This window comes from Chitinophaga filiformis (assembly GCF_900102545.1).
GTDB classification, from domain to species: Bacteria; Bacteroidota; Bacteroidia; order Chitinophagales; family Chitinophagaceae; genus Chitinophaga; species Chitinophaga filiformis.
Genome location: NZ_FNBN01000012.1, coordinates 1 through 23,734 on the forward strand (window position 1 = coordinate 1; position 23,734 = coordinate 23,734).

General features: G+C 44.0%; 25 protein-coding genes. 14 read left to right on the plus strand and 11 right to left on the minus strand.

What is annotated here, in order from left to right:
- Window positions 1-344: 344 nt before the first annotated feature.
- Both BLR32_RS30700 and BLR32_RS30705 read left to right on the plus strand, forming a co-directional pair.
- Window positions 345-926 (plus strand): PhnA domain-containing protein, encoded by a 582-nt coding sequence (locus BLR32_RS30700; RefSeq protein WP_089837943.1) that lies wholly within the window; start codon window positions 345-347, stop codon window positions 924-926.
- A 133-nt stretch (window positions 927-1,059) separates the two neighbouring features.
- Complete coding sequence (locus BLR32_RS30705) at window positions 1,060-1,986, plus strand: hypothetical protein (RefSeq protein ID WP_089837945.1); 927 nt, start codon at window positions 1,060-1,062, stop codon at window positions 1,984-1,986.
- Window positions 1,987-2,135: 149 nt separating this feature from the next.
- Here the strand turns inward: BLR32_RS30705 and BLR32_RS30710 are convergent, their stop codons facing one another.
- The gene (locus tag BLR32_RS30710) at window positions 2,136-2,528 is read right to left on the minus strand and encodes a DoxX family protein (RefSeq protein ID WP_089837947.1); all 393 of its coding nucleotides are present in this window, start codon (window positions 2,526-2,528) and stop codon (window positions 2,136-2,138) included.
- Between the two features lie 131 nt (window positions 2,529-2,659).
- Here BLR32_RS30710 and BLR32_RS30715 point away from each other — a divergent pair, with 131 nt between their 5' ends.
- The gene (locus BLR32_RS30715) at window positions 2,660-2,998 is read left to right on the plus strand and encodes a winged helix-turn-helix transcriptional regulator (RefSeq protein WP_089837949.1); all 339 of its coding nucleotides are present in this window, start codon (window positions 2,660-2,662) and stop codon (window positions 2,996-2,998) included.
- Window positions 2,999-3,082: 84 nt separating this feature from the next.
- Here BLR32_RS30715 and BLR32_RS30720 read toward each other — a convergent pair whose 3' ends face one another.
- The 3 genes from BLR32_RS30720 to BLR32_RS30730 all read right to left on the minus strand — a co-directional run bounded on the left by BLR32_RS30720 (window position 3,083) and on the right by BLR32_RS30730 (window position 5,722).
- A complete protein-coding gene (locus BLR32_RS30720) occupies window positions 3,083-3,697 on the minus strand; it encodes a class I SAM-dependent methyltransferase (protein WP_089837950.1) in 615 nt (204 codons plus the stop codon).
- A 109-nt stretch (window positions 3,698-3,806) separates the two neighbouring features.
- A complete protein-coding gene (locus tag BLR32_RS30725) occupies window positions 3,807-4,664 on the minus strand; it encodes an AraC family transcriptional regulator (RefSeq protein WP_089837952.1) in 858 nt (285 codons plus the stop codon).
- Between the two features lie 146 nt (window positions 4,665-4,810).
- On the minus strand, window positions 4,811-5,722 hold the full coding sequence (locus BLR32_RS30730; RefSeq protein ID WP_089837954.1) for an SDR family oxidoreductase: 912 nt from the start codon (window positions 5,720-5,722) through the stop codon (window positions 4,811-4,813).
- A gap of 206 nt (window positions 5,723-5,928) precedes the next feature.
- Between BLR32_RS30730 and BLR32_RS30735 the strand changes: the two genes are divergently transcribed.
- Window positions 5,929-6,516, plus strand: a complete 588-nt coding sequence (locus BLR32_RS30735) for a Crp/Fnr family transcriptional regulator (protein WP_089837955.1) — start codon at window positions 5,929-5,931, stop codon at window positions 6,514-6,516.
- 626 nt (window positions 6,517-7,142) lie between these two features.
- Here BLR32_RS30735 and BLR32_RS30745 read toward each other — a convergent pair.
- Window positions 7,143-9,152, minus strand: a complete 2,010-nt coding sequence (locus tag BLR32_RS30745) for a GxGYxYP domain-containing protein (RefSeq protein WP_089837960.1) — start codon at window positions 9,150-9,152, stop codon at window positions 7,143-7,145.
- 411 nt (window positions 9,153-9,563) lie between these two features.
- Here BLR32_RS30745 and BLR32_RS30750 point away from each other — a divergent pair, with 411 nt between their 5' ends.
- Entirely contained in the window at window positions 9,564-9,854 is a 291-nt protein-coding gene (locus tag BLR32_RS30750) for a hypothetical protein (RefSeq protein ID WP_143011653.1), read from the plus strand.
- Window positions 9,855-9,976: 122 nt separating this feature from the next.
- On the opposite strand, the gene BLR32_RS30755 is transcribed toward BLR32_RS30750, so the two are convergent.
- Complete coding sequence (locus tag BLR32_RS30755) at window positions 9,977-11,461, minus strand: aminotransferase-like domain-containing protein (protein WP_089837963.1); 1,485 nt, start codon at window positions 11,459-11,461, stop codon at window positions 9,977-9,979.
- A 71-nt stretch (window positions 11,462-11,532) separates the two neighbouring features.
- On the opposite strand from BLR32_RS30755, the gene BLR32_RS30760 reads away from it, so the two are divergent.
- From BLR32_RS30760 to msrA, 3 genes are all read left to right on the plus strand, one after another.
- Entirely contained in the window at window positions 11,533-12,138 is a 606-nt protein-coding gene (locus tag BLR32_RS30760) for an FMN-binding negative transcriptional regulator (protein ID WP_089837965.1), read from the plus strand.
- Between the two features lie 11 nt (window positions 12,139-12,149).
- Entirely contained in the window at window positions 12,150-12,686 is a 537-nt protein-coding gene (locus BLR32_RS30765; protein WP_089837967.1) for a GNAT family N-acetyltransferase, read from the plus strand.
- Between the two features lie 100 nt (window positions 12,687-12,786).
- Window positions 12,787-13,293, plus strand: a complete 507-nt coding sequence (gene msrA, locus BLR32_RS30770) for a peptide-methionine (S)-S-oxide reductase MsrA (protein ID WP_089837969.1) — start codon at window positions 12,787-12,789, stop codon at window positions 13,291-13,293.
- Window positions 13,294-13,416: 123 nt separating this feature from the next.
- Here the strand turns inward: msrA and BLR32_RS30775 are convergent, their stop codons facing one another.
- Complete coding sequence (locus BLR32_RS30775) at window positions 13,417-14,223, minus strand: hypothetical protein (protein WP_089837971.1); 807 nt, start codon at window positions 14,221-14,223, stop codon at window positions 13,417-13,419.
- A 299-nt stretch (window positions 14,224-14,522) separates the two neighbouring features.
- Here BLR32_RS30775 and BLR32_RS30780 point away from each other — a divergent pair, with 299 nt between their 5' ends.
- Window positions 14,523-15,098, plus strand: coding sequence for a hypothetical protein (locus BLR32_RS30780; protein ID WP_089837973.1), 576 nt, complete (start codon window positions 14,523-14,525; stop codon window positions 15,096-15,098).
- 521 nt (window positions 15,099-15,619) lie between these two features.
- Here the strand turns inward: BLR32_RS30780 and BLR32_RS30785 are convergent.
- Together BLR32_RS30785 and BLR32_RS30790 are read right to left on the minus strand one after the other, a co-directional pair.
- Window positions 15,620-16,519 (minus strand): alpha/beta hydrolase family protein, encoded by a 900-nt coding sequence (locus BLR32_RS30785; protein WP_089837975.1) that lies wholly within the window; start codon window positions 16,517-16,519, stop codon window positions 15,620-15,622.
- Between the two features lie 127 nt (window positions 16,520-16,646).
- The gene (locus tag BLR32_RS30790; RefSeq protein ID WP_089837977.1) at window positions 16,647-17,531 is read right to left on the minus strand and encodes a helix-turn-helix domain-containing protein; all 885 of its coding nucleotides are present in this window, start codon (window positions 17,529-17,531) and stop codon (window positions 16,647-16,649) included.
- A gap of 231 nt (window positions 17,532-17,762) precedes the next feature.
- On the opposite strand from BLR32_RS30790, the gene BLR32_RS30795 reads away from it, so the two are divergent.
- Window positions 17,763-18,227 carry a DUF2231 domain-containing protein gene (locus tag BLR32_RS30795; protein WP_089837979.1) on the plus strand — a complete coding sequence of 155 codons (465 nt, stop codon included), beginning with the start codon at window positions 17,763-17,765 and terminating at the stop codon, window positions 18,225-18,227.
- A 17-nt stretch (window positions 18,228-18,244) separates the two neighbouring features.
- On the opposite strand, the gene BLR32_RS30800 is transcribed toward BLR32_RS30795, so the two are convergent.
- Complete coding sequence (locus BLR32_RS30800) at window positions 18,245-18,799, minus strand: cysteine hydrolase family protein (RefSeq protein ID WP_089837981.1); 555 nt, start codon at window positions 18,797-18,799, stop codon at window positions 18,245-18,247.
- A 213-nt stretch (window positions 18,800-19,012) separates the two neighbouring features.
- Between BLR32_RS30800 and BLR32_RS30805 the strand changes: the two genes are divergently transcribed.
- The 3 genes from BLR32_RS30805 (at window position 19,013) to BLR32_RS30815 (ending at window position 21,649) form a co-directional block, all read left to right on the plus strand.
- Window positions 19,013-19,942 (plus strand): NAD(P)-dependent alcohol dehydrogenase, encoded by a 930-nt coding sequence (locus BLR32_RS30805; protein ID WP_089837983.1) that lies wholly within the window; start codon window positions 19,013-19,015, stop codon window positions 19,940-19,942.
- Between the two features lie 21 nt (window positions 19,943-19,963).
- A complete protein-coding gene (locus BLR32_RS30810; protein WP_089837985.1) occupies window positions 19,964-20,881 on the plus strand; it encodes a helix-turn-helix domain-containing protein in 918 nt (305 codons plus the stop codon).
- A 246-nt stretch (window positions 20,882-21,127) separates the two neighbouring features.
- Window positions 21,128-21,649: a GNAT family N-acetyltransferase gene (locus tag BLR32_RS30815; protein WP_089837987.1), complete on the plus strand. Its 522-nt coding sequence runs from the start codon at window positions 21,128-21,130 to the stop codon at window positions 21,647-21,649.
- A gap of 24 nt (window positions 21,650-21,673) precedes the next feature.
- Here BLR32_RS30815 and BLR32_RS30820 read toward each other — a convergent pair whose 3' ends face one another.
- On the minus strand, window positions 21,674-23,089 hold the full coding sequence (locus BLR32_RS30820; protein ID WP_089837989.1) for an aminotransferase-like domain-containing protein: 1,416 nt from the start codon (window positions 23,087-23,089) through the stop codon (window positions 21,674-21,676).
- A gap of 95 nt (window positions 23,090-23,184) precedes the next feature.
- On the opposite strand from BLR32_RS30820, the gene BLR32_RS30825 reads away from it, so the two are divergent.
- Window positions 23,185-23,637 carry a GNAT family N-acetyltransferase gene (locus BLR32_RS30825; protein WP_089837991.1) on the plus strand — a complete coding sequence of 151 codons (453 nt, stop codon included), beginning with the start codon at window positions 23,185-23,187 and terminating at the stop codon, window positions 23,635-23,637.
- Window positions 23,638-23,734 lie beyond the last annotated feature (97 nt).

Genomic DNA, 23,734 nt, shown 5'->3' on the forward strand with positions numbered 1-23,734 from the left:
CATAACGATGGAATGCCCAAAACAAACCGGTATCATTCGCGTCAATAGACCCCGGCAGGGGTCTCGTTGTTTGTAGCGCGGGGTGCAACCCCGGGGCAACGGAATGGGGCAACCCCGGGGCAACGAATGGTGTAACCCCGGTCAACGGAATGGACCGCTGGTACAGCAACAAGGATTGGAACAGGTACAGACATCGTTCTTGTACGGCTTTTGTACCTGATTAAAACCTGTTAATACCGACCTTACAAGCAAACATCTTCGGACTGGCACAACAGACTGCAATATGTCACTTTTTTAGCCAGTTAAAAGCTATACATTCGCGGCACATTTTTATAAAACAAGTAATGAAACTGGACGAACTACTACAAAAAAGGAGTGGAAATCAATGTGAGCTGTGTAAATCAACAGAAGCTTTAAAGATCTATGAAGTACCGCCTGCTTCCGGAGCAGACGAGGATAATAGCATCCTTATCTGTAATACATGCAGGATGCAGATAGAAAAGAAAGCCGAACTGGACAGCAATCATTGGCGCTTTTTGTCGGAAACCATGTGGAGTGAGGTGCCAGGTATCCAGATCGTTTCCTGGCGTATGCTGAACCGTTTAAAGCAGGAAAGCTGGGCAATGGAGAGCCTGGATATGATGTACCTGGACGACGAGCGACTGGCATGGGCGAAAGCGACCGGCGACCATGAGAATGACGCTGCAGTAGAATTACACAAAGATTGTAACGGCCAGGTATTACAGGATGGAGATGCGGTAGTGCTGATCAAATCATTGGATGTGAAAGGAACTACCCTGAATGCTAAAATGGGTACCGTTGTTAAGAATATCCGTTTGGTAGAGAATAATACCGCGCAGATAGAAGGTAAAATAGAAGGGCAGGTGATCGTGATCCTGACACAGTATGTAAGAAAGCAAAGTTAGTATTATAAACTCTTAGCGGAGGGGGATATCGTAACTATGATATCCCCTCTTCGTTTTTTATACAGGTAGATATTCAAGGTAATAACACATTTAAATATTATGGTATATTTGCTGCGAAATAAATCTATTACCTGTGAAAATCATCAATCCGGCATTAGGGGCCTTGTTGTTATTATCCCTATCGTTTCTCTTCGCCTGTAACAAAGACGAAACCCCTGACACCGAAAACGAAACCCCGGCAACGTTAACCAGTGCAGACTACTATCCGGGATGGGCAGACACCAGTGGGGTAGCTATCTATTCAGACTCCATCTACTATAATGACAAGAACCAGGTCGTGAAAGTAGTTGCCCGTGGCGCCTCCGATACAATTGTTTACCTGTTTACGTATAACAGCAATGATTTGCTGTCTAAAATGACAGCACGGGGTGGCACCTGGTGGAACCAGGACTACAGCATCTTCTACGGCGTTAATAATCGTATTGATAGTCTTAATATAGAAGACAATTCAGGCACTCTCGGAATTTTTGAAATGAAGAGTAAACTATCGTACGATGGGAATAATATCCTGCTTTCCATCGCCACTGAGTTAATACAGGAAGGTAGCTCTTATACAGTATATAAAAGACGCTATGCAAGAAAGAACAATGGCGACCTCGATTCTATTAATATACAAGCCTTTAACCAGTTTGCCTTAACAAGCGAACGGAATATACATCCCGCTGCTACTGTATCATCTGTAAATAAAAGCATGGAAAAGTTTAATCCGGCATACGCTTTTTTACTGGCGACGAGGGTACAGCTATACCTCTTTACGGCAAACTCTCAGAATATATTCATGCAGAATATCCTGTGTCCCAAAGACAACCTGTTTAATGATGGAACATTAAACAGGGTTTATATTTCAGACCAGAAGGTTGATTCTATAAAGACGCAAACATATAAAAACACATGCACCTTGAATACTGATGGCTCTGTAAAGGTATTTCAATATGCTGAACTGCCAGTTTTTACCAGTGCTAACGATTTTACAGTTAAATGCCACTATACTGTCAAGTAAGCGTTGATGAAAAAATAAGTTTGGGAGGTTGTATCAAAAGGTAATCTGATGCAACCTCCTTGCTTTTGATAAACTAGCTGCCTAAACAGCAATAGGAACAGCGGAAGTATACCCAACCGAAGCTACTTAGCATAATAGAAAAGAGCTTTCTATTTCTTCATTCTTCCCCAGGCAATGAACGCCGCAATAACCGCAAAGAATATATTAACCCCTATTACAGCACCTTCTCCCCGTGCGATATGAAAAATACCCGCACATATCATGAGCAATATAATGGCAATAGCCGTAAAGGCAGTGAGCCTCGGCTTGATGTGCAGTAAGGAAGGCAATATGAGTCCAAGGCCGCCCAATAGATCTACTACTCCGAGTAGTCTTACCATCAGGGATGGCACCTCACCGGTCCATGGCCACATGGCCGCTATTTTTTCAATAGGCTGAAATAACTTGATGGCGGCCACCCAGATAAAACCGGCTGCCACAAACACCTGCGCTATCCAGAGGATAATATTCATCACTTTGGACGATTTCTGTTGATTTGTCATGCAAGAAAGGATTTTTCGTTAGCGGCTCAAAAGTATTTATGTTTGTTGTTCAGAAGAAAGCACTATCCTGCCGGATAGCGCTTTCCAACTGTATAGTAACGTGAACACTGTAAACTGCTAAAGAATAAGAAATGCTGACACGGGAAGGATGTCCTAAAACGATGCTTTCTATCAAAGATGCCCTCGAAGCCCTGGAAGGAAGATGGAAACTGCTCATTTTGTTCTCATTACACTCAGGTCCGAAACGATTTAAACAGATCTCAAAGGAGGTCGGTGGTATTACCGATAAGATGTTGTCCAAAGAATTAAAGGCTTTAGAAGCCAATAAGCTCGTGAAAAGGGAAACACATGATACCTTCCCGCCGGCAGTGGAATACTCGATCACGGCGCATGGCATGTCGCTGGAAAAGGTGCTGGATGAACTGCATTACTGGGGACTGGCGCACCGCAAAGAGGTTATCGGGAAATAATCGTGGTTTGCCAGAAGACTCCCTGATTCTCAGTTGAAAGGTTGTTCTGCAAATGCAGATTACCTGGGGAATATATCCTGATGATCAGCTGATTTTTCGTCCTACAAACCTGATCACTGCACCTTTGCCAATATGATACTTGCCTTCATTGAGCTGTATCTCTTCCTCTGTCAGCATCAGTATTTCATAGTTGCTAAAATCGGCTGTTATTTCTTCTTTGGAATACAGCATATCTATCTCTTTCGGTCCTCCGACCCTTGGATCAAGCCCGTTGAAGTGCAGGTGTTTCCTGCTGAACGCTTCCAGGATAATAATACCGCCGGGTTTGAGATACTCATTTAACTTCCTGTGGAAGATCGATTTCTTTTCAGCAGCAAAATGTGCATATATAAGGCCGATGGCATCGAAGGCCTCCTGATCAAAACTAAGATCATCTAAGTCGCCGACAATGTATGCAAGCGCAACATCATTTTCTTTTGCCAGTTGTAATGCTTTTGACTGCCCTTCTATACTGAAGTCGAAACTTGTCACTTTCCATCCCTGCTGTGCTGCGAATACACCGTTACGTCCTTCTCCATCAGCTGGCATCAGTATAGCGCCGGGTTTGAATGTTGGAAGCCATTCCTTGAAAAAGAGATTAGGTGATTTGCCGTAGGCAAATTCCGGTTCTTTATAGCGTTCGTCCCATTTCTGTTGCATAGTATGATTGTTATTTACTGCAAAGCTAGGAATAGTCAATGTTTCAGGAATAGGACAGAAATGTAGTTGAATGGAACTTATATGAAGTTGCAGGGATGTTGATTATTCGTTATAGTGATCTGAACTGCTGTCTGAATACCTCTGGTGAATACCCCGTATTTTTTTTGAAGAACCGTATAAAATAGGAGACATCTTCATAACCTAACTGATCTGCTATCTGACTGACCTGACCGGAAGTAGCCAGCAGGTATCTTTTGGCTTCCAGTATAATCTGTTCATTGATCATTTCTGAACATGTTTTGCCCATTGTAGCCTTCGTGATTGTATTCAGTTGGTATAGAGAAAGATGCATCATGTCAGCATATGAAGACGCCTGCTTAATACCGGCGATATGTGTTTCCAGCAATGCCAGAAATTCTTCCAGTCGTTCCTGCGTATACATATTGGTGTTACCAGCCGATGCCTGGTTACATTGCCTGATAAGCTCGATGAGGAAGATGTGCAGATTGGCCCTGATAACTTCCTGGTACTGCTCCTGCCTGTTGCTGAATTCCTGGAAGATATTGGCTAATGGTGTGTTTAACCTCTTGAATCCATCATTATCTGACTGATAATAGTTCATAGAGCTTACCTTGCGTAATAACTGATGCCCGGCCTTATCCGGTGGAGAATAGAAGTCATTTTTAAATGCCATCATGTAACCTGTACTGCCGGCTTTCATGGTAAGCTGATGTACCTGGCCTGGCCGCATGAAGAAGATAACATTGTCGGCAACTTCGTACGGATTGAAATCTATTTCGTGGGTGCCTTTCCCTTTTTTTAATGCCAGTACATAAAAGAAATTATGCCGGTGAAGTTCCTGGATCATGTCTTTGCCCGCAAGCAGGTCCCGCACATCGCGGATATTGAAGTTTTTGGAAAGTTCTCCTTCGCTTGTATTGATATTCCTGACAGGAATGTTCTCCATGAGTGCTGATTGCTAAATGATGTTCTAAGGTAGCAATTTAACCGGGAAAGGATTTCTCGGTCAATGCAAATGATAACTGTAAAATGAAAACACCCTCTCGGGTTGCGGGAACCTGAGAGGGTGTTTTTACATGCAAGACGCCGGCCTTACTTTCCGGTAGCAAAGTAATTTCCGTTACCGAGATCCTCGATCAATCCGGGATGAATAGGCTGCCATCCCAGCCACTCCTGTGTCAGCGCACCGGAAGCGGGGCAGTCAACAGCAAAGAAATGTCCCAGCCAGCCGAAATGTTCAGCTGCTTCGGCTGGTGATACCGATACCACCGGCAGATGCAGATGTTTGCCGATTGCTGTGGCGATATCCCGGGTAGGTATACCTTCATCGCCGATGGCATGGAATCGGGTACCAGCAGTTCCTTTCTCCAACGCCAGTCTGTAAACACGGGCAGCATCCAGGCGGTGTACTGCCGGCCAGCGATTGAGTCCTTCGCCAATATAAGCCGAAACACCTTTCTGACGGGCAATGTTGATCAGCATTGGAATGAAGCCATGATCATCCTTGTCATGTACCGATGTCGGAAGTCTTACCACCGATGAACGGACACCCTGGGATGCTGCAGCGAGTGTAGTCTCTTCAGATGGTACACGGTGCCTTCCGGGGGTGTTGGGATTGGGCGCATCTTTCTCTGTTCCCAGGCGACCGCCATCAAGAGCTGCAACGGTAGCAATACCGGAGGTCACCACCAGGGGCTTGCCTGATCCTGCCAGTGCCGCAATGAAGGTCTCAATAGCAATCCTGTCTGTTACAGCGGAGGCAGCCATGTTAGAGAAATCATGGATGAAGGCAGTGTGGATGATCCCATCCGATGCCAGTGCCCCCTGTCTCAGACTGTCGAGATCTTCCAATGTACCCCGGTGCACTTCGGCGCCCGCAGCAGTGAGCGTTGCAGCAGCGGCCTCCGTACGGGCAAGGCCCAATACCTGGTGACCTGCGCTGAGTAAATCCTGAACAACGGCTGTGCCGACAAAACCTGTAGCGCCGGTGACAAAAACACGCATATTTTGTAGTTTTTACGTTAATAAATCCATTCGTAACACAAGCTGCTGCGAACTATTTACGGGCACAAAATTGCGACAGAAGTACGCCCCGAAACAAGGAGATTTGACCCAATTTTTTGAGGTCATTTGACCTAAATTTGCATTGTTGACTAAGTCCAGGGATACAGGGGAAGAAGTTTAAGGATCCGTTAAAATGTTGTTAATCAATGTTTGATTGTTTTGAAACTTATATCAGTGCCTACGGTGAGTTCACCAAAGAGGAGCTTAAATACATGCGTTCACTGGCAACAGTAAAGAAAATACGCAGAAGACAGCTATTGCTGAAAGAAGGAGAGGTGTGTCGTCATAAGATATTCGTTGCAAAAGGCATGTTGAGAAGTTATCGCCTGAAGGATGACGGTACAGAATATATACTACGGTTTTCGCCGGAAAATACCTGGATAATTGTGCATGACAGCTATAATAACCAGATCCCGTCAAGATATAATATTGACGCCCTGGAAGATACGGATGCTATATTGTGGAGCCGGGAAGCTTTTGAAGAAATGATGACGGCTATTCCTCTCATCAGAGTATTCTCGGATAAGGTGAAAGACAGTAGTATAGACGCAAGCGTAGAGCGGATAATGATGAATATCAGCTACACCGTTGAAGAGATGTATGAGAACTTCATTACTTCTTTTCCGGAGGTGTTCAGGCGTGTGCCATTGCACATGGTAGCGTCTTATCTTGGTGTGTCGCGGGAGACGCTGACGCGTGTAAGGCAGGCTCGCCTAAGGCAGCAGAAAGATTGAGCTTCTATCAACGCTAAGTAGCTTCGGTTTCAGCATGGGATGGCGGTAGGCGCCGAAGGCCCGCTATTCCCATCTGAAACCGAAGCTACTTTCGCTGCCCTTATTAATGACTATGACGCCCTCATCTTATGCCTTGAGGAGCTGATAGCTCAGTTTATACGTCTGCGTCACATCTACATCTACATCTATGTCTGCATTATATCTGCGTCACATCTGCGTCCGCATCGGCAAATGTATTTAACAGTTACACTTACTCCTATAGCTATATCTACAGCAACATCTTTATCTCTATTTGTATCCGTATCTCCATCTGCATCAGCAAATGTATCTAACAGTTATACTTACTACTATAGCTATATCTACAGCAACATCTTATCTCTATTTGTATCTGTATCAGTATCTCCATCTGCATCAGCAAATGTATCTAACAGTTATACTTACTACTATAGCTATATCTACAGCAACATCTTATCTCTATTTGTATCCGTATCTCCATCTGCATCAGCAAATGTATCTAACAGTTATACTTACTACTATATCTATATCTACAGCAACATCTTTATCTCTATTTGTATCTGTATTTCGTATCCCCATCTGCATCTGTATTTGCATCAGGATGCATCCTTTTATTGCGGATTAACCGGAAGGCCGTTGGCTTCACGGATAAGTTGAAATATGTGATCCGGGCGCACTACTATGTAATTGGCGTTAAGAGAATTTGCTACATTTTTAAAACTTGTAGGTGTGACATTTTGCCAGGGTTGCGCCTGTATGATGATGAACCTCGGAGATGTACCATTCCATCCCGCGGATGCGGATGTAATATGATCTTTCATGGCCTGTTCATTGGTGCAATAGTTGCAGGAAAGCGCCATGCCCGGGAGGCTGTTGTTATAGATGGTTAGTCCGCCGCCGGTGTTCTGGGCAGTGAGGCCGAGTGTGTAAGGCGCGTTGGTCGCAAATGTTTGTCCTACATTCTGGTTGATGCCTCCTGTGATGGTATTCCAGATGGTGATGACCCGGAAACCTGCACGACGGTTGTATTCATCAGTTTTGGATGCAAACTGGTTTAAACGGGCCTGATCGGGCCAGCTGTTTGGATAAGCGTAACCGTAGCCGGAGGGGCCGGAGATCAGGTTGTCGTTGTTAGTGGAGGTTTGCCAGTAATAGTTCAGGGCTCCGGGCATAGCATCGAGCATCGCGGGAGAAAGTGTCCATCCTATTGGAACGGAACCGCGGTCAGGGTTGTCCCACAGCTTGCGCATAAGGTGCTCGACATACTGCAGATTGTCGCCATCGCTTATTATAAAGGCGACGTACAATTTGTTCTGTAGTGCTGGTTTTGCCGGCATCGGTTTGGTGGTTACTGTTCTGGACATACCGCTATGGACGGTCAGATTCGTAGCCCAGTCGCTCGCAACAGTGGCAATGCCATACCTTGATGCTCTTTCTACACCGGGAGCTTCCTCAGGCCACCATCCCATATAATTGGAGCCTGCAGGCATCGATCCTAAAAAGCTATTGAGCAACTCGCTTTCACCTGCTACGTTAGGGTCCAGCCAGATGGTGGCAGCTCCCAATGCTACAGCATATTCGCGGAGCGCTGCTTTATGTATATCGGGATTCAGTCCTATTAACAGGCGATGGTCAAGATTGGGCCAGTAATTGTTGTACAGGGACTGATATACCTGAAGTTTACTACTGAACTGGCCGCGCAGATCCAGCAATATGGGTAGGTTATAAGGTGCTGCTGTTAATTTCGACAGCAGGATTGGTGATGCAATCAGCGCTTTCCGGTCTTTGGCAAGTACAGTGGCGAGGTTGACGGTATGAATCTGGGCAGGATCGTAGACGATCAATCCGGATATTTCATTACGGTATTTGCTAATGAGGCTCCATTTGTCGGCCGTTTCAGACCAGCTTAATCCCAGGGAGCGCAGCCAGGTATATTGTCCTTCTGCGAAGGCGTCTCCTTCATAGGAAAACATACGGGGCTGGGTTCTGTTAACGATCCCTTTCAGGGATGCAAACAAATACATCTCTGCGGAGGGGCCATTCTGTTGTACGCCTACCCAGTCAACTTTCGTATAAGAAGTACCTCTCCAATATACGCGTAACTCGATCGACTGATTGTCGGCCGGAAGTGTAAATGGTAGCGTAAAGTTTACATATTCACTGGCGACAGAAAACTGCTTACGGGTAATAGTTCTGGAGGCCAGGATCTGCCCGTTTGTGGCATTTCTGACGTCTACATCTACGACAGGATCATCATTGGCGGTGTTGTTGTCCACCTTCATGCGGAATTCGGCTACATTGGGACCTGCGGGAATACCTGTGTAGTAGGGACCGTAGATCATATGTTCATCTGCGGCATCAATGCTGGTCTGGCATAGCCAGCCATCGGTTTCTAATCTTCCTGTTTTGTGGCTCAAAGCCGGTCCTTCTCCTTCCCAGCGGGTGGATGCAGAGGTCTCGCGCAGGATAAAAAGGTCCTGCGTTTGCGCAGTAGTCGGAAAAGAAGGAAGGAGTTGTCCTGCGGGCCAGGTGATTTGTGCCATGGCCGGCGTAATGAACAACTGGATTAGCAATAATAGTGCTGTTACCGGGCGGACAAACCCGTTAAATGGTGTGATCATAGGCTAACGTTTTTACAGTCAGTAATTTGGTTTAAGTGGTAATAAGTGATTCATATCAGGATCAATTCTGAGACCATACTATTAACGTGAACGAATAATGAACAAGTTTTAACCGGAATGGAGATGGGTTCACAATAAGGATATACCACACTAATATACGAAAAAGAGATGAATAAGGCGTAAGTATCTGTGGTAACATGTATCTGCTGCTGAGAAAGTCGACGTTTAGTTGTAAATAAGTTGGTGTAATGCCTTAGAATATTTAAATTAGTATTAGCATTGGCAGCCGGTACTCCTGATGTACCATAATGCTGCATTCGTATTTCAGACACAATCAATAGAAATCGATATACCGAGTCGATATACCCGTTCTTGTTAATCATTTTGTTAATCATTAAAACCCAATTTCACATGAAAGAAATGAAAGCCCTTTTGTCAGTCTCTCTTTTTACCATGATGTTGTTGTTCAGCTCATTTGCTCCAAGGCAGGAGCAAAAGGTAAGTCCAGCTATTGTAAACTATGCCTGGTATAACCCTGCCGGTCAGTTCGTTGCCTGGAGCACATTGGCAAATGCCGAAATCGTAAGCGATGCCGATACCAATCCAACGAATGGAACTTTAGTGCTGATAGGTTACACAGATGGTGGCCCAGGATTACCACCTTCAGGTACACTGGTATACAGACTGTACACGCATCCCTAGTTAGATGATCTGTTAGAAAAGCGAACATCGGTAGGATCGCTTATATGACTACAAGTAAAACGAATAAAAAGAGGCTGCTCAATCACTTTGACTGACAGCCTCTTTTTGTTTTATAGCAAGTGCTATTTTTTCAGCAGTTGTTTCAATATTCCTACCCCTTTTTCCAGTTCTTCTTCAGAAGATGAAGCGAAACCCAGGCGGACGGCATTAGCATTGAATGTTGGATATCGATGATTCCTGCCATCGGATATGTATAAGCCTTTCTTAAAAGCATCTTTTGCCAGCTTTTCTACGTCAACTGAAGCTGCAAACTTTGTCCATACCGTCATCCCACCTTCAGGAATATTAAAGCTAACAGCCTGCTTTAATTCATTACTCAGTAAGTCACAGAAAAAATCCCGTCTTTCCTTATATACCGGTAATGTTTTCCTAAGATATCGTTGCATGGTGCCGTCGTGCAATAGTTCTGCGATGGCATTATCCAGGATATGATCGCCTTGTCTGTCCAGCAGGATGCGAACGCGGCTGAGGTGTTCAATCACATTCTGCGAAGCAGCAAGATAACCGATACGGAAAGCAGGAGAGAAGCTTTTACTGAAAGATCCGCAGTAAATGACCATACCATTTTCATCAGCGCTTGCTAGTGGTAACAAAGGGCGGTGTTTGTAGTGAAAATCAAAGTCGTAATCATCTTCAAAGATGATAAATCCGTATTCACTGGCGAGCCGTAATAATTCCAGTCTTCTGTCAATCCGTAGTGATACGGTGGTTGGGTAATGATGATGTGGGGTAACATATACCATCCTTACTTTCTTCCGGCGACAAATCTTCTTTAGTTCATCTACTATCAGGCCATGTTCATCTACCGGAATACCGATATGTTTTGCACCGGCATGTATGAAGTTCTGCTCTGCTCTTCGCCATCCGGGAATGCCCGATACAATAATATCGCCGGGATTGATCAGTCCATTGCAAACGAGGTTGATGCCCATGACTGTTCCCTTTACTGAAAGAATGTTATGAGCAGTAGTTTTCAAACCTCGTGTCTCGTTAAGATATCTTGATATGGCTTCCTTGTAGAATTCGGAACCGTCAGGATGCCCGTATTTACCGAACTTGTTATATAAGCCACTTCTTGTCAGCTGGCTGCGATATGCCCTGTATAGCTCCTTTAAAGGGGCCAGTTTGGGATCAGGAAAGCCATCGTCCAGATGCAGTTCGCTGCTGACAATGGATGGAATGGCTTCCAGGTATGGCTGAACAGGGATCGTAAAACCCGCTGTTTGAGAAGTGTTGTTTTTGGTTGCACTCCGTAATGTTCTCGGGGCAGATTCGGGGATATGTGAGGTGATGAATGTACCGCGACCTACAGCGCTTTCCAGCCATCCCTGCATCTGTAGTTCCTCGTATGCCTTGGACACGGTGATCCTGTTGATCTGCAGTTGTGAGGCCACGTCCCGGGAGCTGGGTAATTTAAGTCCGGGGCGGAGTATCCCTTTCTTTATAAGAGACAAAATCGCGTCTGCCAGTTGGAGATATACCGCTCTTTCTGCCGGGTGATCGAGATGGATATCATGAAAGATCCGGGTCAAAATTGGACTATCCATTTTATTGAAATTGGACTACAAATATAATCCAATCGGTAGATACATTTGTACTGTTTAAAGACAATCCGGTTATGTACGTTCCTCAGTCATTTCAGTTCCAGGATCATAAAGAGATGTTAGATTTTATGCAGCGGTATAGTTTTGCCACTATCATTACGACAGGAGATAACATCCCCCTTGCTACTCATCTGCCATTCTTTATCAGCAAGGATGCAGACAGGCTGGTGCTGACCGCACACCTGTCTGCTGTTAACACCCAGGCTAAATACATAGCAGCCAATACTTCCCTGGTGATATTCTCCGAGCCACATGCTTATATTTCACCCACACATTACGACAAACGGGAGAGTGTACCTACCTGGGATTATATCAGTGTGCATGCTTACGGAAAGGCGAAGATCCTGGAAGATGAGGCCTCCAGGGCGCGGATACTGGAGCAGATGATAACTTTTTATGAACCGGGGTATATGGAGCAATGGCAGGGGCTTTCTGAAAAATATAAAACAGGTATGATGCGGGGGATTGTAGCTTTTGAACTGGAGGTAACAGACCTGCAAGGACAGAAGAAATTAAGCCAGAATAAAACGGGCGCAGAACGGGAACGGATTATCAGGCAACTGGAGAAAAGCGATAATGGCGTTGAAAGAGACCTGGCGAATTACATTAAAGATCTGTAAAAAAATAACATATGACATTCGACATTCAGCCTATCCTGGAAAATGAATATGCCATCCTTTACCCTTTGCGCGAAAAGGATTTTGATGACCTGTATGCAGTAGCATCAGACCCAAAAATATGGGAACAGCATCCCAACAGGGATCGGTGGAAAGAAGAGGTGTTTCGTACATTTTTTGAGGGAGCTATCAAAAGTAAGGGTGCATTTAAGATTGTTGATAAAGCAACAGGACGTGTTGCAGGGAGTACCCGTTTTTATGATTACAATGAGGAGGAAAACAGCATTTGCATCGGGTATACTTTTTATGCGACGGCATATTGGGGGAAAGGGTTTAATCATGGTATTAAGCGCATAATGATGGATTATATCTTTCAGTTTGTTTCGCAGGTGTATTTCCATATAGGAGTGAATAATATCCGGTCGCAGATATCCATTGGCCGCTTAGGTGCTGAGAAGGTAGGAGAGATGGAAGTGGCTTATTTTGGAGAAGCGTCTAAGCAGAACTTTTTATATAGGATCAGTAAGGAAGGATATTTAGTGGCTCATTGACATCCTGACAGTATGGTGTCTGTCGCTGTGTTTATCTGCTAAAATGGCTGTCCTTTCATCCCTGGCATAAAAGTGGGGCTTACAGGCTAAAATAAGTTATATGTCAACACAGACTGCCATACTCGCGGGAGGTTGTTTTTGGGGTGTAGAAGAGCTCATCCGTGCTCTTCCTGGTGTAAAGAAGACTGTTGTCGGTTATACCGGCGGCGACGTTCCTAATGCTACTTACCGCAATCATGGAACACATGCAGAAGGCATAAAGATAGAATTTGACCCGAATGAGCTTTCTTATCGTAAGCTGTTGGAGTTCTTTTTCCAGATACATGATCCTACCACCCGTAACCGGCAGGGGAATGATATAGGTACCTCTTATCGCTCAGCTATCTTTTACCTGGATGAAGAGCAGAAAAACACCGCAGTTGAACTGGTGAAGGAGCTGACTGCAGCGGGCATTTATCGCAATCCAATTGTTACTGAAATCGTACCGGTATCAGATTTCTGGGATGCGGAAGAAGAGCACCAGGATTATCTGCAGAAACATCCTTTTGGATATACCTGCCATTTTATCCGGCCGGAATGGAAGTTGGAGGAAACGGAAGGGAAATAAGTTAATTATTCAACCGATGATGCCGCGGGGAATGTGTTAGTGAGGAGAATCCTGTGGCAGTTGAAAGGGATAAAAAAAATCAGGTGTTTCTCTTATAGGGGAAACACCTGATTTTGTTATCGGTTATTTCTTGATATAACGATACCTGAAAGAATCTTCATAGGTATGTACAACAGTACCGTCCTGTGTTTCTTTCTCAGTTTCTTTCTGTGTAACAGGGTATCCGTCTTCGTCGTAAGTATATTCTTCAGTTACAGTTAAATTATAACCCGTCCTCGTGTTGGATGTCTCTACAGATTTGATGACATTGTTAGCAGATAATCCGAAAGTAGGATTGTCAGCCTCCAGCAGGAAAAACTCTGGCTGTCTGGATGCAAAGTTCACTTTGCTGTCATAGGTATAGTCAGTAATAGAACTATCCTTGGATTCAACACCATCAGTTATATCCAGCAATACTTGTCTGGTAATATTTCCCTTGCTGTCCCAGATATAGGCATATTTGTTCCATAACTTGGAATCAGCGCTAAGCTCATATAACGCAGTCAGTTGACCGTTAGTATTATAGACCAGGCTATCATAGTGGGATCTGGTTGTGCCGGAAACATAGTTGTTTACCCTCAGCAGCTTACCTGCGCTATTGTAATCAAAAGTCTGCAGCAGTTTCATTGCAGCGCCATTAACACTGCTGCTCTTACTGATAAGTTTACCATTTTCATAGGTCAACTCTGAAATTTCAGTATCGTCCTCGGAATAATATCCTACTTTCTTGATATTATTGGCGGCATCATATGTCAGCTCTACACTGTCTCCCGGAGATAGCATATGCAACAGATATTTTTTTCCGGATTGAGGTGTATTGTTATCATCATCCTTGCTGCAGGCAGCAAACAATAGTACAAGTGCGGCGGCACTTAAGAACAGTTTTTTCATAGGTTTTGAGTATATATTCTGATTTAAATGTTATAGGTCAATGTGTTGTAATGGGTTATGTTAACTGAAAAAGGTTAAACATTCACATAATACCGGCGCAAATATATAGTATTTTAATTATTTGTAATGTGTGAAATAAAAACTCTTCCATAAAATATTACAAATAGCCGGACGTTAATGAGTTATACCGGTATTCCAATCTGAGAGGCCCAACCGGGCAGCAATGAATGGAGTAAGGGAAACCGACATACCTCCTGGGGGAACAACATGTTTTATAAATTCTTTATTTTCAATTAAAAATGATCTTTCGTCGCATTTTTACACTCTTTATCGTTTTATTATCCGCTACCTATAGTTTCGCGCAAACTTCGCCCGTAGTGGATGTCTCTATGAGTCTGCTCAACTGGACCAAACACCTCGATGCTGACGTAGACAAATACTTCACCCGCGAAAAAGGAGAGGAACTTACGCGTAGTTTCGAAGCGCTCAAAAAAGACCTCACTACATACATGAAGACAAGGAAAAATCTTTCTGATAATATCTTCCGTAATAACACAGCTCCCGGTAAGAAGGATCCTGAGAATCTGGAGGTATTAAAGACACAGATGGGCGATGTGATAAGGCAGATGCGTAACGTGACAGACCTCACCAATAACGAATTACGCGCGGAAGGTGATCGTTTGAACGACAAGATCTTTAATGTGCTGAACAGCGAGGGAACGCAGTTCCTGTCTCATCTGGAGGCTTTCCTGGCCGGTCTGGATGTAAGCAAGAGAGACATCGCTCTTGACGCCAGTGTGGCGTATGACCGTTTGCAGCAATCTATCAGTCTTCTTGCATCTACCGAGGATAAGATCAGCCGGAAGATGAAATAATTATCTCCAGCTTACAGCAGAAAATCTGGAGTATTTTCAAGAGTGTTTCAATGGTGGCGATGCAATTACTGATGATGGCAAGAAATGCTTAGTTGGACAAAAGATAGTAGATTTTCTTTTCTGTTATCGCTCTGATAAGCGAGTGTACGATCGTTCAGCCTATATCAAATTATCGAACGGTTATTATCTCACCGAACGAAATTTTGCACCAATTGGGATTTATGTTGGCATAAGATTACTTGACAAGCGACAATTTTTAAAGGAAAAGGACGAACTGGCTGACAAATTCCGGATTAATATCCGTTCATTTTTAAGAAAGCAGACCTGTTAGCTGATGTTTTGTGCTTTATATACAATGACTGATTGTATAGCATTGCCATGGCTTTAGTATGCCTTTACCATGTCTTTGACGTGGACATATCTCTGGAAAGATAAAATGAAACCCGCTCCGAGAGAGCGGGCTTAAAAATCTACACAGAAGGGCTGGAATACTGCAAGTCCTATCTCACGTTTTCAACTACTCATTTATCTTCAACCCGGCCGATCGGATTCGGGTTTTCCATTAATTCAGCACTCGCAATTGACCAGGCGGTATCTTCAGGGTAGAGCTGGCTGCGGAGGTAAGCCCAGGTAAGCTGCTGTACTGCTTTAACCCGTTCTGGATTCTCATCAGAAGTTTCTGTTACGAGATAGCCGGAAATCCCACCAAGCAAATGTTCGCCTCCAAACAAGGTAAGCAGTGACTTAGGTCCTGTACTCAGGGTATAGGCGTCGGTGAACCATTCCGGTCCGCGGACGCTGAGGAAAGAGTCATCTTTGTCGCCCCAGACTACGAGGGTGGGCGTAGTCATCCCGGCATAGCTGGGATTCATAAACGGGAAATGCTCCGCCGCAAAGGAAGTCAGATCTGCACCACCCCGGCCAGCAGCGCAAAGCAATACACCAGCTTTAATCCGTGGGTCAGACATATCCTCTCCCAGATTACCGTCAGGGCCAATAACACGTGCGCCTAACAACATGCCTGTCGTCTGTGCGCCGAACGAATGTCCGACAGCGGCAATGCGACTGCGGTCCATGCGTCCTTTAAGAGTAGGAAGAGCGTCTTCAAAAAGGTCAAGGTTATCGAGGATGCGCTTCATGTCCTCTATGCGGAGCCGCCAGATCGTAGGTGTCCGGGGATCCTCAGGACTGAGGCCCAGCGTTCTTGAATCGAGAAAGGTAGGTTGTATTACTACGAAGCCGTGCGCTGCCCAGAAATTGACGAGCGGAGCATAGCCGTCCAATGAAGAACCATATCCGTGTGCGAAAACAATAACTGGCAGCTGATTGCCAGTTGCAGGTGCAGACACCCGCACCTGCAAATCCACGCCCCGCCCGGGTGCAGATAGCACAACAGGGCTTATTGATACTACTTTTTCCATGTGCTTGTATTATAAAGTTTAATGTAAATCAGCCAGTATGGCCGATCGCTTCATTTGATTTGTGAATACAAAGCTCCGGTTAAGCGGCGGTCATTTTTAAAGAGAATCAAACGAAAAGTTATGATTTTCATACTTTCCCTTTATCCTTTCTAAAGGAATTGGGAGTAAGGCTGGTGACCCTCTTAAAGTAGTTGTTGAAATAGCTGGGATATTCAAAGCCCAAAGCATAGGCAATGTCGGCTACACTCCAGCTGGTATGCTGTAAAAGTGCTTTTGCTTCTGTGGCAATACGCTCAGCGATATGTACAGATATAGGCTTACCTGTAACTTCTTTCACGGAGCGATTGAGATAGTTTACATGAACAGCGAGGTTTTCTGCAAAGTCCTGGGCGCTTCTCAATCTGAGTGGATCTGCTGCATTTTCTATTGGAAATTGCTTTTCCAGCAATTCCATAAATAAACGGGTAATTCTTGCAGCGGCGTTCCTTTGCTTCAGTCCATCCTGCGGTTGCATTCTCAATGCTTCGTGAATTATAAGGTCTATACAGCTCCTGAGCATTTCGTCCTTCCGCTCGTAGTCACCGCTGTATACAGAGAGCATCCTTTGATAAAGCCCTTCGATAAACGCCGCCTGCTCACTGCTTACGGGGATCACCGGAATACCGTCAAAACGGAATAGTGTTGCGTTCAACAGGCTTTCTTTCCGTTCTCTGCTGCCGATAAAATCTTCCGTAAACAGGCAGGCATAACCTTTTTGTTCAGGAGAACGATGCTCGGTCGAATAAGGGATATGGGGATTACCAAAAAACAGGAAAGTATCATTGACGTCGATGGTCTTATCGCCATAACAGATGTTCATGTCGCCGGTAGCGAGCACTATTTTATAAAAGTCCCGCCTGCCATAGGAAAGGGAGGCATATGCAGGTCCTGTGATCTCGTGGACTTTGAAGCCTTTCAGTTTAAGGTCGGAAGATCGAAATGCTGCAGCTCCACATTCAAGATTTCTGTTCATCCGGCAAAGTTAACAAAATCAAACTTTCTGTTGTGATTGAGCTTCATTGATGGGGAGCTCTGGAGGGAGTGACTAAGGGCTAATGTACTGTTATGATAGTAGTGTATTGATAATGAATTAATTATAAGGCAGTGGCATGTGTTTTGCGGTGGTAGTACAAAGACTTCGCGGATGGTTATCCCTTATTGCTTTTGCTGAGAAGATTAATTAGTGAATTTAAATAGTTTATCTATGTACAGTAAAATCAAACTTCTGGGGCATCCAATACATCCGATGCTCGTTTCATTTCCTGTTGCATTTTATACAGCTACGCTTGTCTGTTATATCGTTTATAGCGCCAACAGCAACCCATTCTGGTTTAAAGTTGCTGTTGTAGCGAATATAGCAGGGGCTGTTATGGCGCTGCTTGCAGCAATACCGGGATTTCTCGACTGGCTGTTTATTCCGGCTGAATCAAGGGCAAAGAAAACGGGTGTTTTTCATATGATCTGTAATGTAGTTGCCCTGGTTTGTTACGGAGCTACAGCATGGCTTGAATGTCCTAAATGGGATGATCCCAATCCTGAAGCAGGCAGTGCTATTTTACTTACTGGAATCGGGTTTATATTGACGTTGATTGCAGGATTCCTTGGCTGGACATTGGTGCAGAAACATCATGTTGGGGTGGACATGGAATATCCTGCTCACAAACTTTAAATTTAAAAGGCATCCCGTTAAAAGATTCTTTCAAGTTCAACGCTGCTGTTAATGATGGTAGCCCCTTTAGTAGCCAGTTCATTCATCATATCCTGTTTTCTGAACTGAACATCATCTCCTGTGCCTATACAGTCTTCAATAAGATAAACATCATATCCGTGTTCCAATGCATCAAGCGCCGTTTGTTTAACACAGTATTCAGCAAGGAATCCGCATAAGAACAGCACCCTGGTGCCTGTATCCTTTAAGAAATTAGTGAAGCTTTCGGAAGAAAAACCACTGTGCTCCGTTTTTGTGATATATGTGAATGTATTATCTACATTCAGATCACTGTCTATCTGATTGCCGAAAGTATCTGGTAAACAAATTGTCAATCCCTCTTCAAATTGATCCTCTTTGTAGTCAGAACGAAGAATGATAATGTTCTTTTTTTCCTGCAGGGATAGTATTCTGTTAATTCTGCTTTTTGCATCACGTATCTGCCTTATTTCCTTATGTCTTTGGGCATAAAAGCCGTCTAAGCAGGTAAAGTCGTTTTGTGGGTCTATAATTACGATTTTCCTTCCGTTCATGTTTGGTGTTATTTTAAAAATGTGGTGAAATGCTGATGGGGTAGTTTCCTACGGTATAGGGTTCAAAGATCGGATTTTTTTGCTGTAAGCGTTGGCAAAAGACTGGAGGCAGATAGTCTCTGCCTCTAATTGGACTACAAGAAAAGTAGATTGGGCTACATCCGTTTTTGAACGGTTACTGAGCTTTGTGATGCCAAAATATCAGCAGCATTTATGAAGAGAGTTCAGTTCAATCATTACGGAGGGGCCCATGAGATGTACATGGGCGAGTATCAATTACCACAGTTAAAGCGGGATGAGGTGCAGGTGAGGGTTAAAGCCGCCGCCATCAATCCCCTGGACTGGAAGCAGCGCCAGGGCAGCATGAAGCTTCTTATGGGCAGCGCGTTTCCCAAAGGCATTGGGTCTGACTTTTCAGGTATTGTAGAGGCGGTAGGCAAAGATGTGTCTAACATTAAGGTGGGCGATGATGTATTCGGTACCATGGACGTCAAAAAGCCGGGAGCTTTTGCGGAGGTCCTGGTGACTGCCTCGCGCTATGTGACGAAAAAGCCTTCCCATCTTTCATTCACTGAGGCGGCCTGTCTTCCGATTCCGGTCCAGACAGCCTGGGCTGCGATGTATCTTAAGGCACGGGTATCTGATAATTCACGGATATTGATCAATGGTTGCACAGGTGCTGTAGGATCCATGGCAGTGCAATTGGCGCTGGCGAAGGGCGCCCGGGTAGCGGGAACATGTAGCCAGGCATCCATGCTTAATGCCAGGCTGGCGGGTGTTGATCCGGTCTTTAACTACGCTGACGATGAATACCGGCACAGTATTGAGCCATTTGATGTAATTTTTGACACTGCAGGCACGCTGGATGTTGGCAATGGCTTATCAATGCTCAAGCCGAAAGGTGTATTTATCGATATTAACCCAACGCCGAAAAGAATGATCCGTGGTCTGCTTTCCCGCAGGTATAAGCTTGTTTTTGCGACGATGGCAACCCAACATCTTCCGGAGATCGCGGCATTAGCAGCACAGGGCGTATTGAAGTCTGTAATAGGACTGGAAGCACCATTCTCAGATGCAGTGGCTACAATCACCGCTGTTGAGAAGGGACAGCGCGTACAAGGCAGAGTGGTCCTCTCCTTATAAAATAAAATCTATTTTTGTAATATGGAGAATACAAATCCACTGAGGGTTAAAACGATAACAGAGTTTCATAGGCTGTGGGGGTTGCCACAACCTGAACATCCTTTGATCAGTGTAGTGGATTATTCAAAAGTCAACCTTTCGGAAGGCAGGCCTCAGAGTGTAATCTGCGACTGCTACTCTATCGCTATTAAGAGGGGTATGGGTTTCAAAATGATTTATGGACAGCAGGAATACGATTTTGATGAAGGCGTCATGTTCTTTTTTGCACCTAACCAGGTATTAAGAATTGAAGCAATACCCAATACAGCATCCAATCATTCGGGGTGGGTAATGTTCATTCATCCTGATTTTCTTTGGAATACATCATTAGCCAAAACCATAAAACAATACGAATACTTTAACTATGCCGCTAATGAAGCGCTGTTCCTTTCAGACAAGGAAGAGGCGATCATTAATCATATCATTCAAAATATCCAGCAGGAATATCATTCAAACATCGATAAGTTCAGCCAGAATATTATCATTTCCCAGATTGAAACGTTGCTGAATTATGCTGAAAGATTCTACCAGCGTCAGTTTATCACAAGAAAAGTAACGAATCATAAAATTCTTGATCGTCTGGAAGAAATGCTTAGTGATTATTTCAACAGTGATGACCTGATATCAAATGGCCTTCCGACAGTACAATATATTGCTGCTACGTTAAATATATCGCCGAGTTATTTAAGCGGACTACTCAAGGTGCTGACAGGGAGAAGTACACAACAACATATCCAAGATAAGCTGATTGAAAAGGCCAAAGAAAAACTGTCTACGACCACATTGTCTGTAAGCGAAATTGCTTATGAATTGGGGTTTGAACATTCTCAGTCGTTCAGTAAGTTATTTAAAACGAAAACCAACCTGTCGCCATTGCAATTCCGGCAATCGTTTAATTAGCTGGTGCTAATAATACCTCATCTTTTTCTATAATCAGAAGGGCGGGTGTTGGTCATTTTTTTGAAGAAATGATTAAAGTGGGATACGTCTTTATAACCCGAGCCGATAAATTGTCTGTTTCAAATCATTCATTGTTCAAAAGAAACCTGCATCTTTAAATTGGACTGCCCATTTTCTGAAAATTGGACTATAAAGCCAGCTAATCATTTAATAATTTTGCACTATATAAACTAATCCTGAGGGAATATGGAACATGTCAGTATAAGAAGAACCTCTACTGAGGATATTGAACATCTAAGGCAGCTTGGTCAGGAAACCTTCGTTGAAACCTTTGCGCAAAGCAATACAGCCGCTGACATGAAAAAGTACCTGGATGAAAATTTCCGACCGGAGAAGGTCAGCGAAGAGTTGAATAACCCGGATTCCCGGTTCTTCATTGCATGGGAGGGGAAGACGCCTATCGGGTACCTCAAGCTAAATACCGGCAAAGCGCAGACTGAACTACAGGATGATACCGCTATCGAGATAGAACGTATTTACGTGCTTAGTGCTTATCATGGTAAGAAAATAGGTCAACTTTTATACGAAAAGGCATTGGAAGTGGCCCTGGATCAGCGCAAATCGTTTATATGGCTGGGTGTATGGGAGAATAACCTGAAGGCAATAAGATTTTATGAAAAGAATGGGTTTGTTGCTTTCGATAAGCATATTTTCAAACTTGGAGAAGACGAGCAGATCGATATCATGATGAAGAAAGTGCTTAAATAATTGAGTGGCTGTTTTGACTACAACTTATTGCATTGACATCACCAATTTACCAAGTAGTTTTAGTTTCTGCCGTACTTCTTCTGACAATAGTAAGCCTAAAGAAAGGCGCATGGAGTTTTCAAATTGGTTTTGAAGTGTAAACATTCTTCCCGGAGCAATACTTATTTTCTGCTTCATTGCAGCTTCGAATAATTCTGAAGTGTTGACTTTTTTATTGAACTCGACCCACAAGGCCAATCCTCCCTGTGGCCGGCTGATTTTGGTGTCTTCCGGGAAATACCCGGTGATGGCATTTATATAGTGAGTATAGTTTTGTTGTAGGGTTAAACGCATCTTCCTGAGATGGATATCATAGCGGCCGCTCTTAAGGAAATTTGCTACTGCTTCCTGTGTAATAGTGGAAGAAGAGATTGCATGAGCGAGTTTCAGTGTAAGAATTTGTTCCTTGTACTTACCAGGCGCCACCCATCCTACGCGGTAACCTGGTGCTAAGGTTTTAGAAAAGGAACTGCATAATAAAACATTGCCCTCCCGGTCAAATGTTTTGCAGCATTTAGGTCGTTGAGTACCGAAATATAAATCGCCGTATATATCATCTTCTATCAGTGGAATCTGATGTTGGGCCAATAGCGCTACTACTTCTTTTTTATTTTCTTCAGGCATACAACTGCCTAAAGGTGTATTAAAATTTGGCACCAGGAGGCAGAGGTTGATTTTATTGATCACCTTTTTTAAGGCGTCTATTTCAACTCCTGTGGTTGGATGAGTAGGCAGTTCAAGTACTTTCAGGCCCAGGCTTCTGGCCAGTTGTAAACTACCGGGATAGCAGGGACTTTCCATAGCAATGGTATCACCAGGTTTTCCTAAGGCCATCATGCAAAAGGATAAAGCATTCATCCCGCCTGCAGTAGTTATCAGATCACTTTCCCGAAGGCGTCCGCCCCATGATATGGAGCGGGCCGCAATCAGTTTGCGCAGCTGTTCATTCCCTTGTAGTTGTTCATATTCAGTACCACTGGCAGGAAGCTGCCGGGTTGCATGCAGTATTTCCTTATTCAGTTTTGCTAATGGTAATAAGTCTTTGGAAGGTGCACCGATAGAGAAAAATGTAAGGTCCTTTTTACCCATAGTTGAATAGACTTTCCTGATCAGCTCATCTGGCTCACTATTGTTACTGATCGGCAAAGGATTGCTTGTAGCGGGGAGAAGTAGTCTCTGATAAGGTAACTGGCTTACATAATACCCTGACTGGGGTTTCGATTCTATAAGTGATTGAGCTTCCAGTTCGAGAAATACCCTCTTAGCTGTATTCATGCTAATGCCATGCTCCTGACACAGCATTCTTACTGAGGGAAGGCGATCTCCTGCACTCAAAACTTTGTCCCTGATCAACCTGGCGATGTTGTTTGAGATCTCTATATAAAGGAAATCATCTTTCATGGTACAAAAGTAACTGTGTCCATCGAAATACACAAAACTGGGACTGTGCTTATTGGTGTTCCGGGTTTAGTTTTGCCTTATAAAATAACATAAACATGCTGGATGTAGTTATTAAAACAGGCAAGGAGAATATGGATGTTGAAATGGTACACAGGTATCTAAGCGAGGAGTCATACTGGGCGAAGGGCATTTCTTATTCGTTGGTGGACAATTCCCTTAGTAATTCCTTTTGTGTGGGCGCCTTTTCAGATGGAAAACAAATTGGATTCGGACGTGTAATTACTGATTACTATACGTTTGGCTGGTTCGCTGATTTCCTGGTTCTTCCGGAGTTTCAGGGGAGGGGAGTAGCGAAGAGAATGCTGTCCAATATACTGGAACAACCATGGTCTAAGCGGCTAAGAAGGATAATGCTTAATACAAGTACTGCTCACGGGTTGTATCGTCAATTTCAATTTAAGGATCTTAGGAATCCATCGTACATTCTGGAAATATACAATCCGGATGTTCATCTGCAATTGCAGCAGGAAGGGGAATCGGCAGTTTAAAAACGGTGCGGATCAATACCGTTTTCAAGTTTGGTGAAGATGATGGGATGCGGTTCCTTACAGGTTAGATTGTTTTTTTCTTTTGAATAAGCTGAGT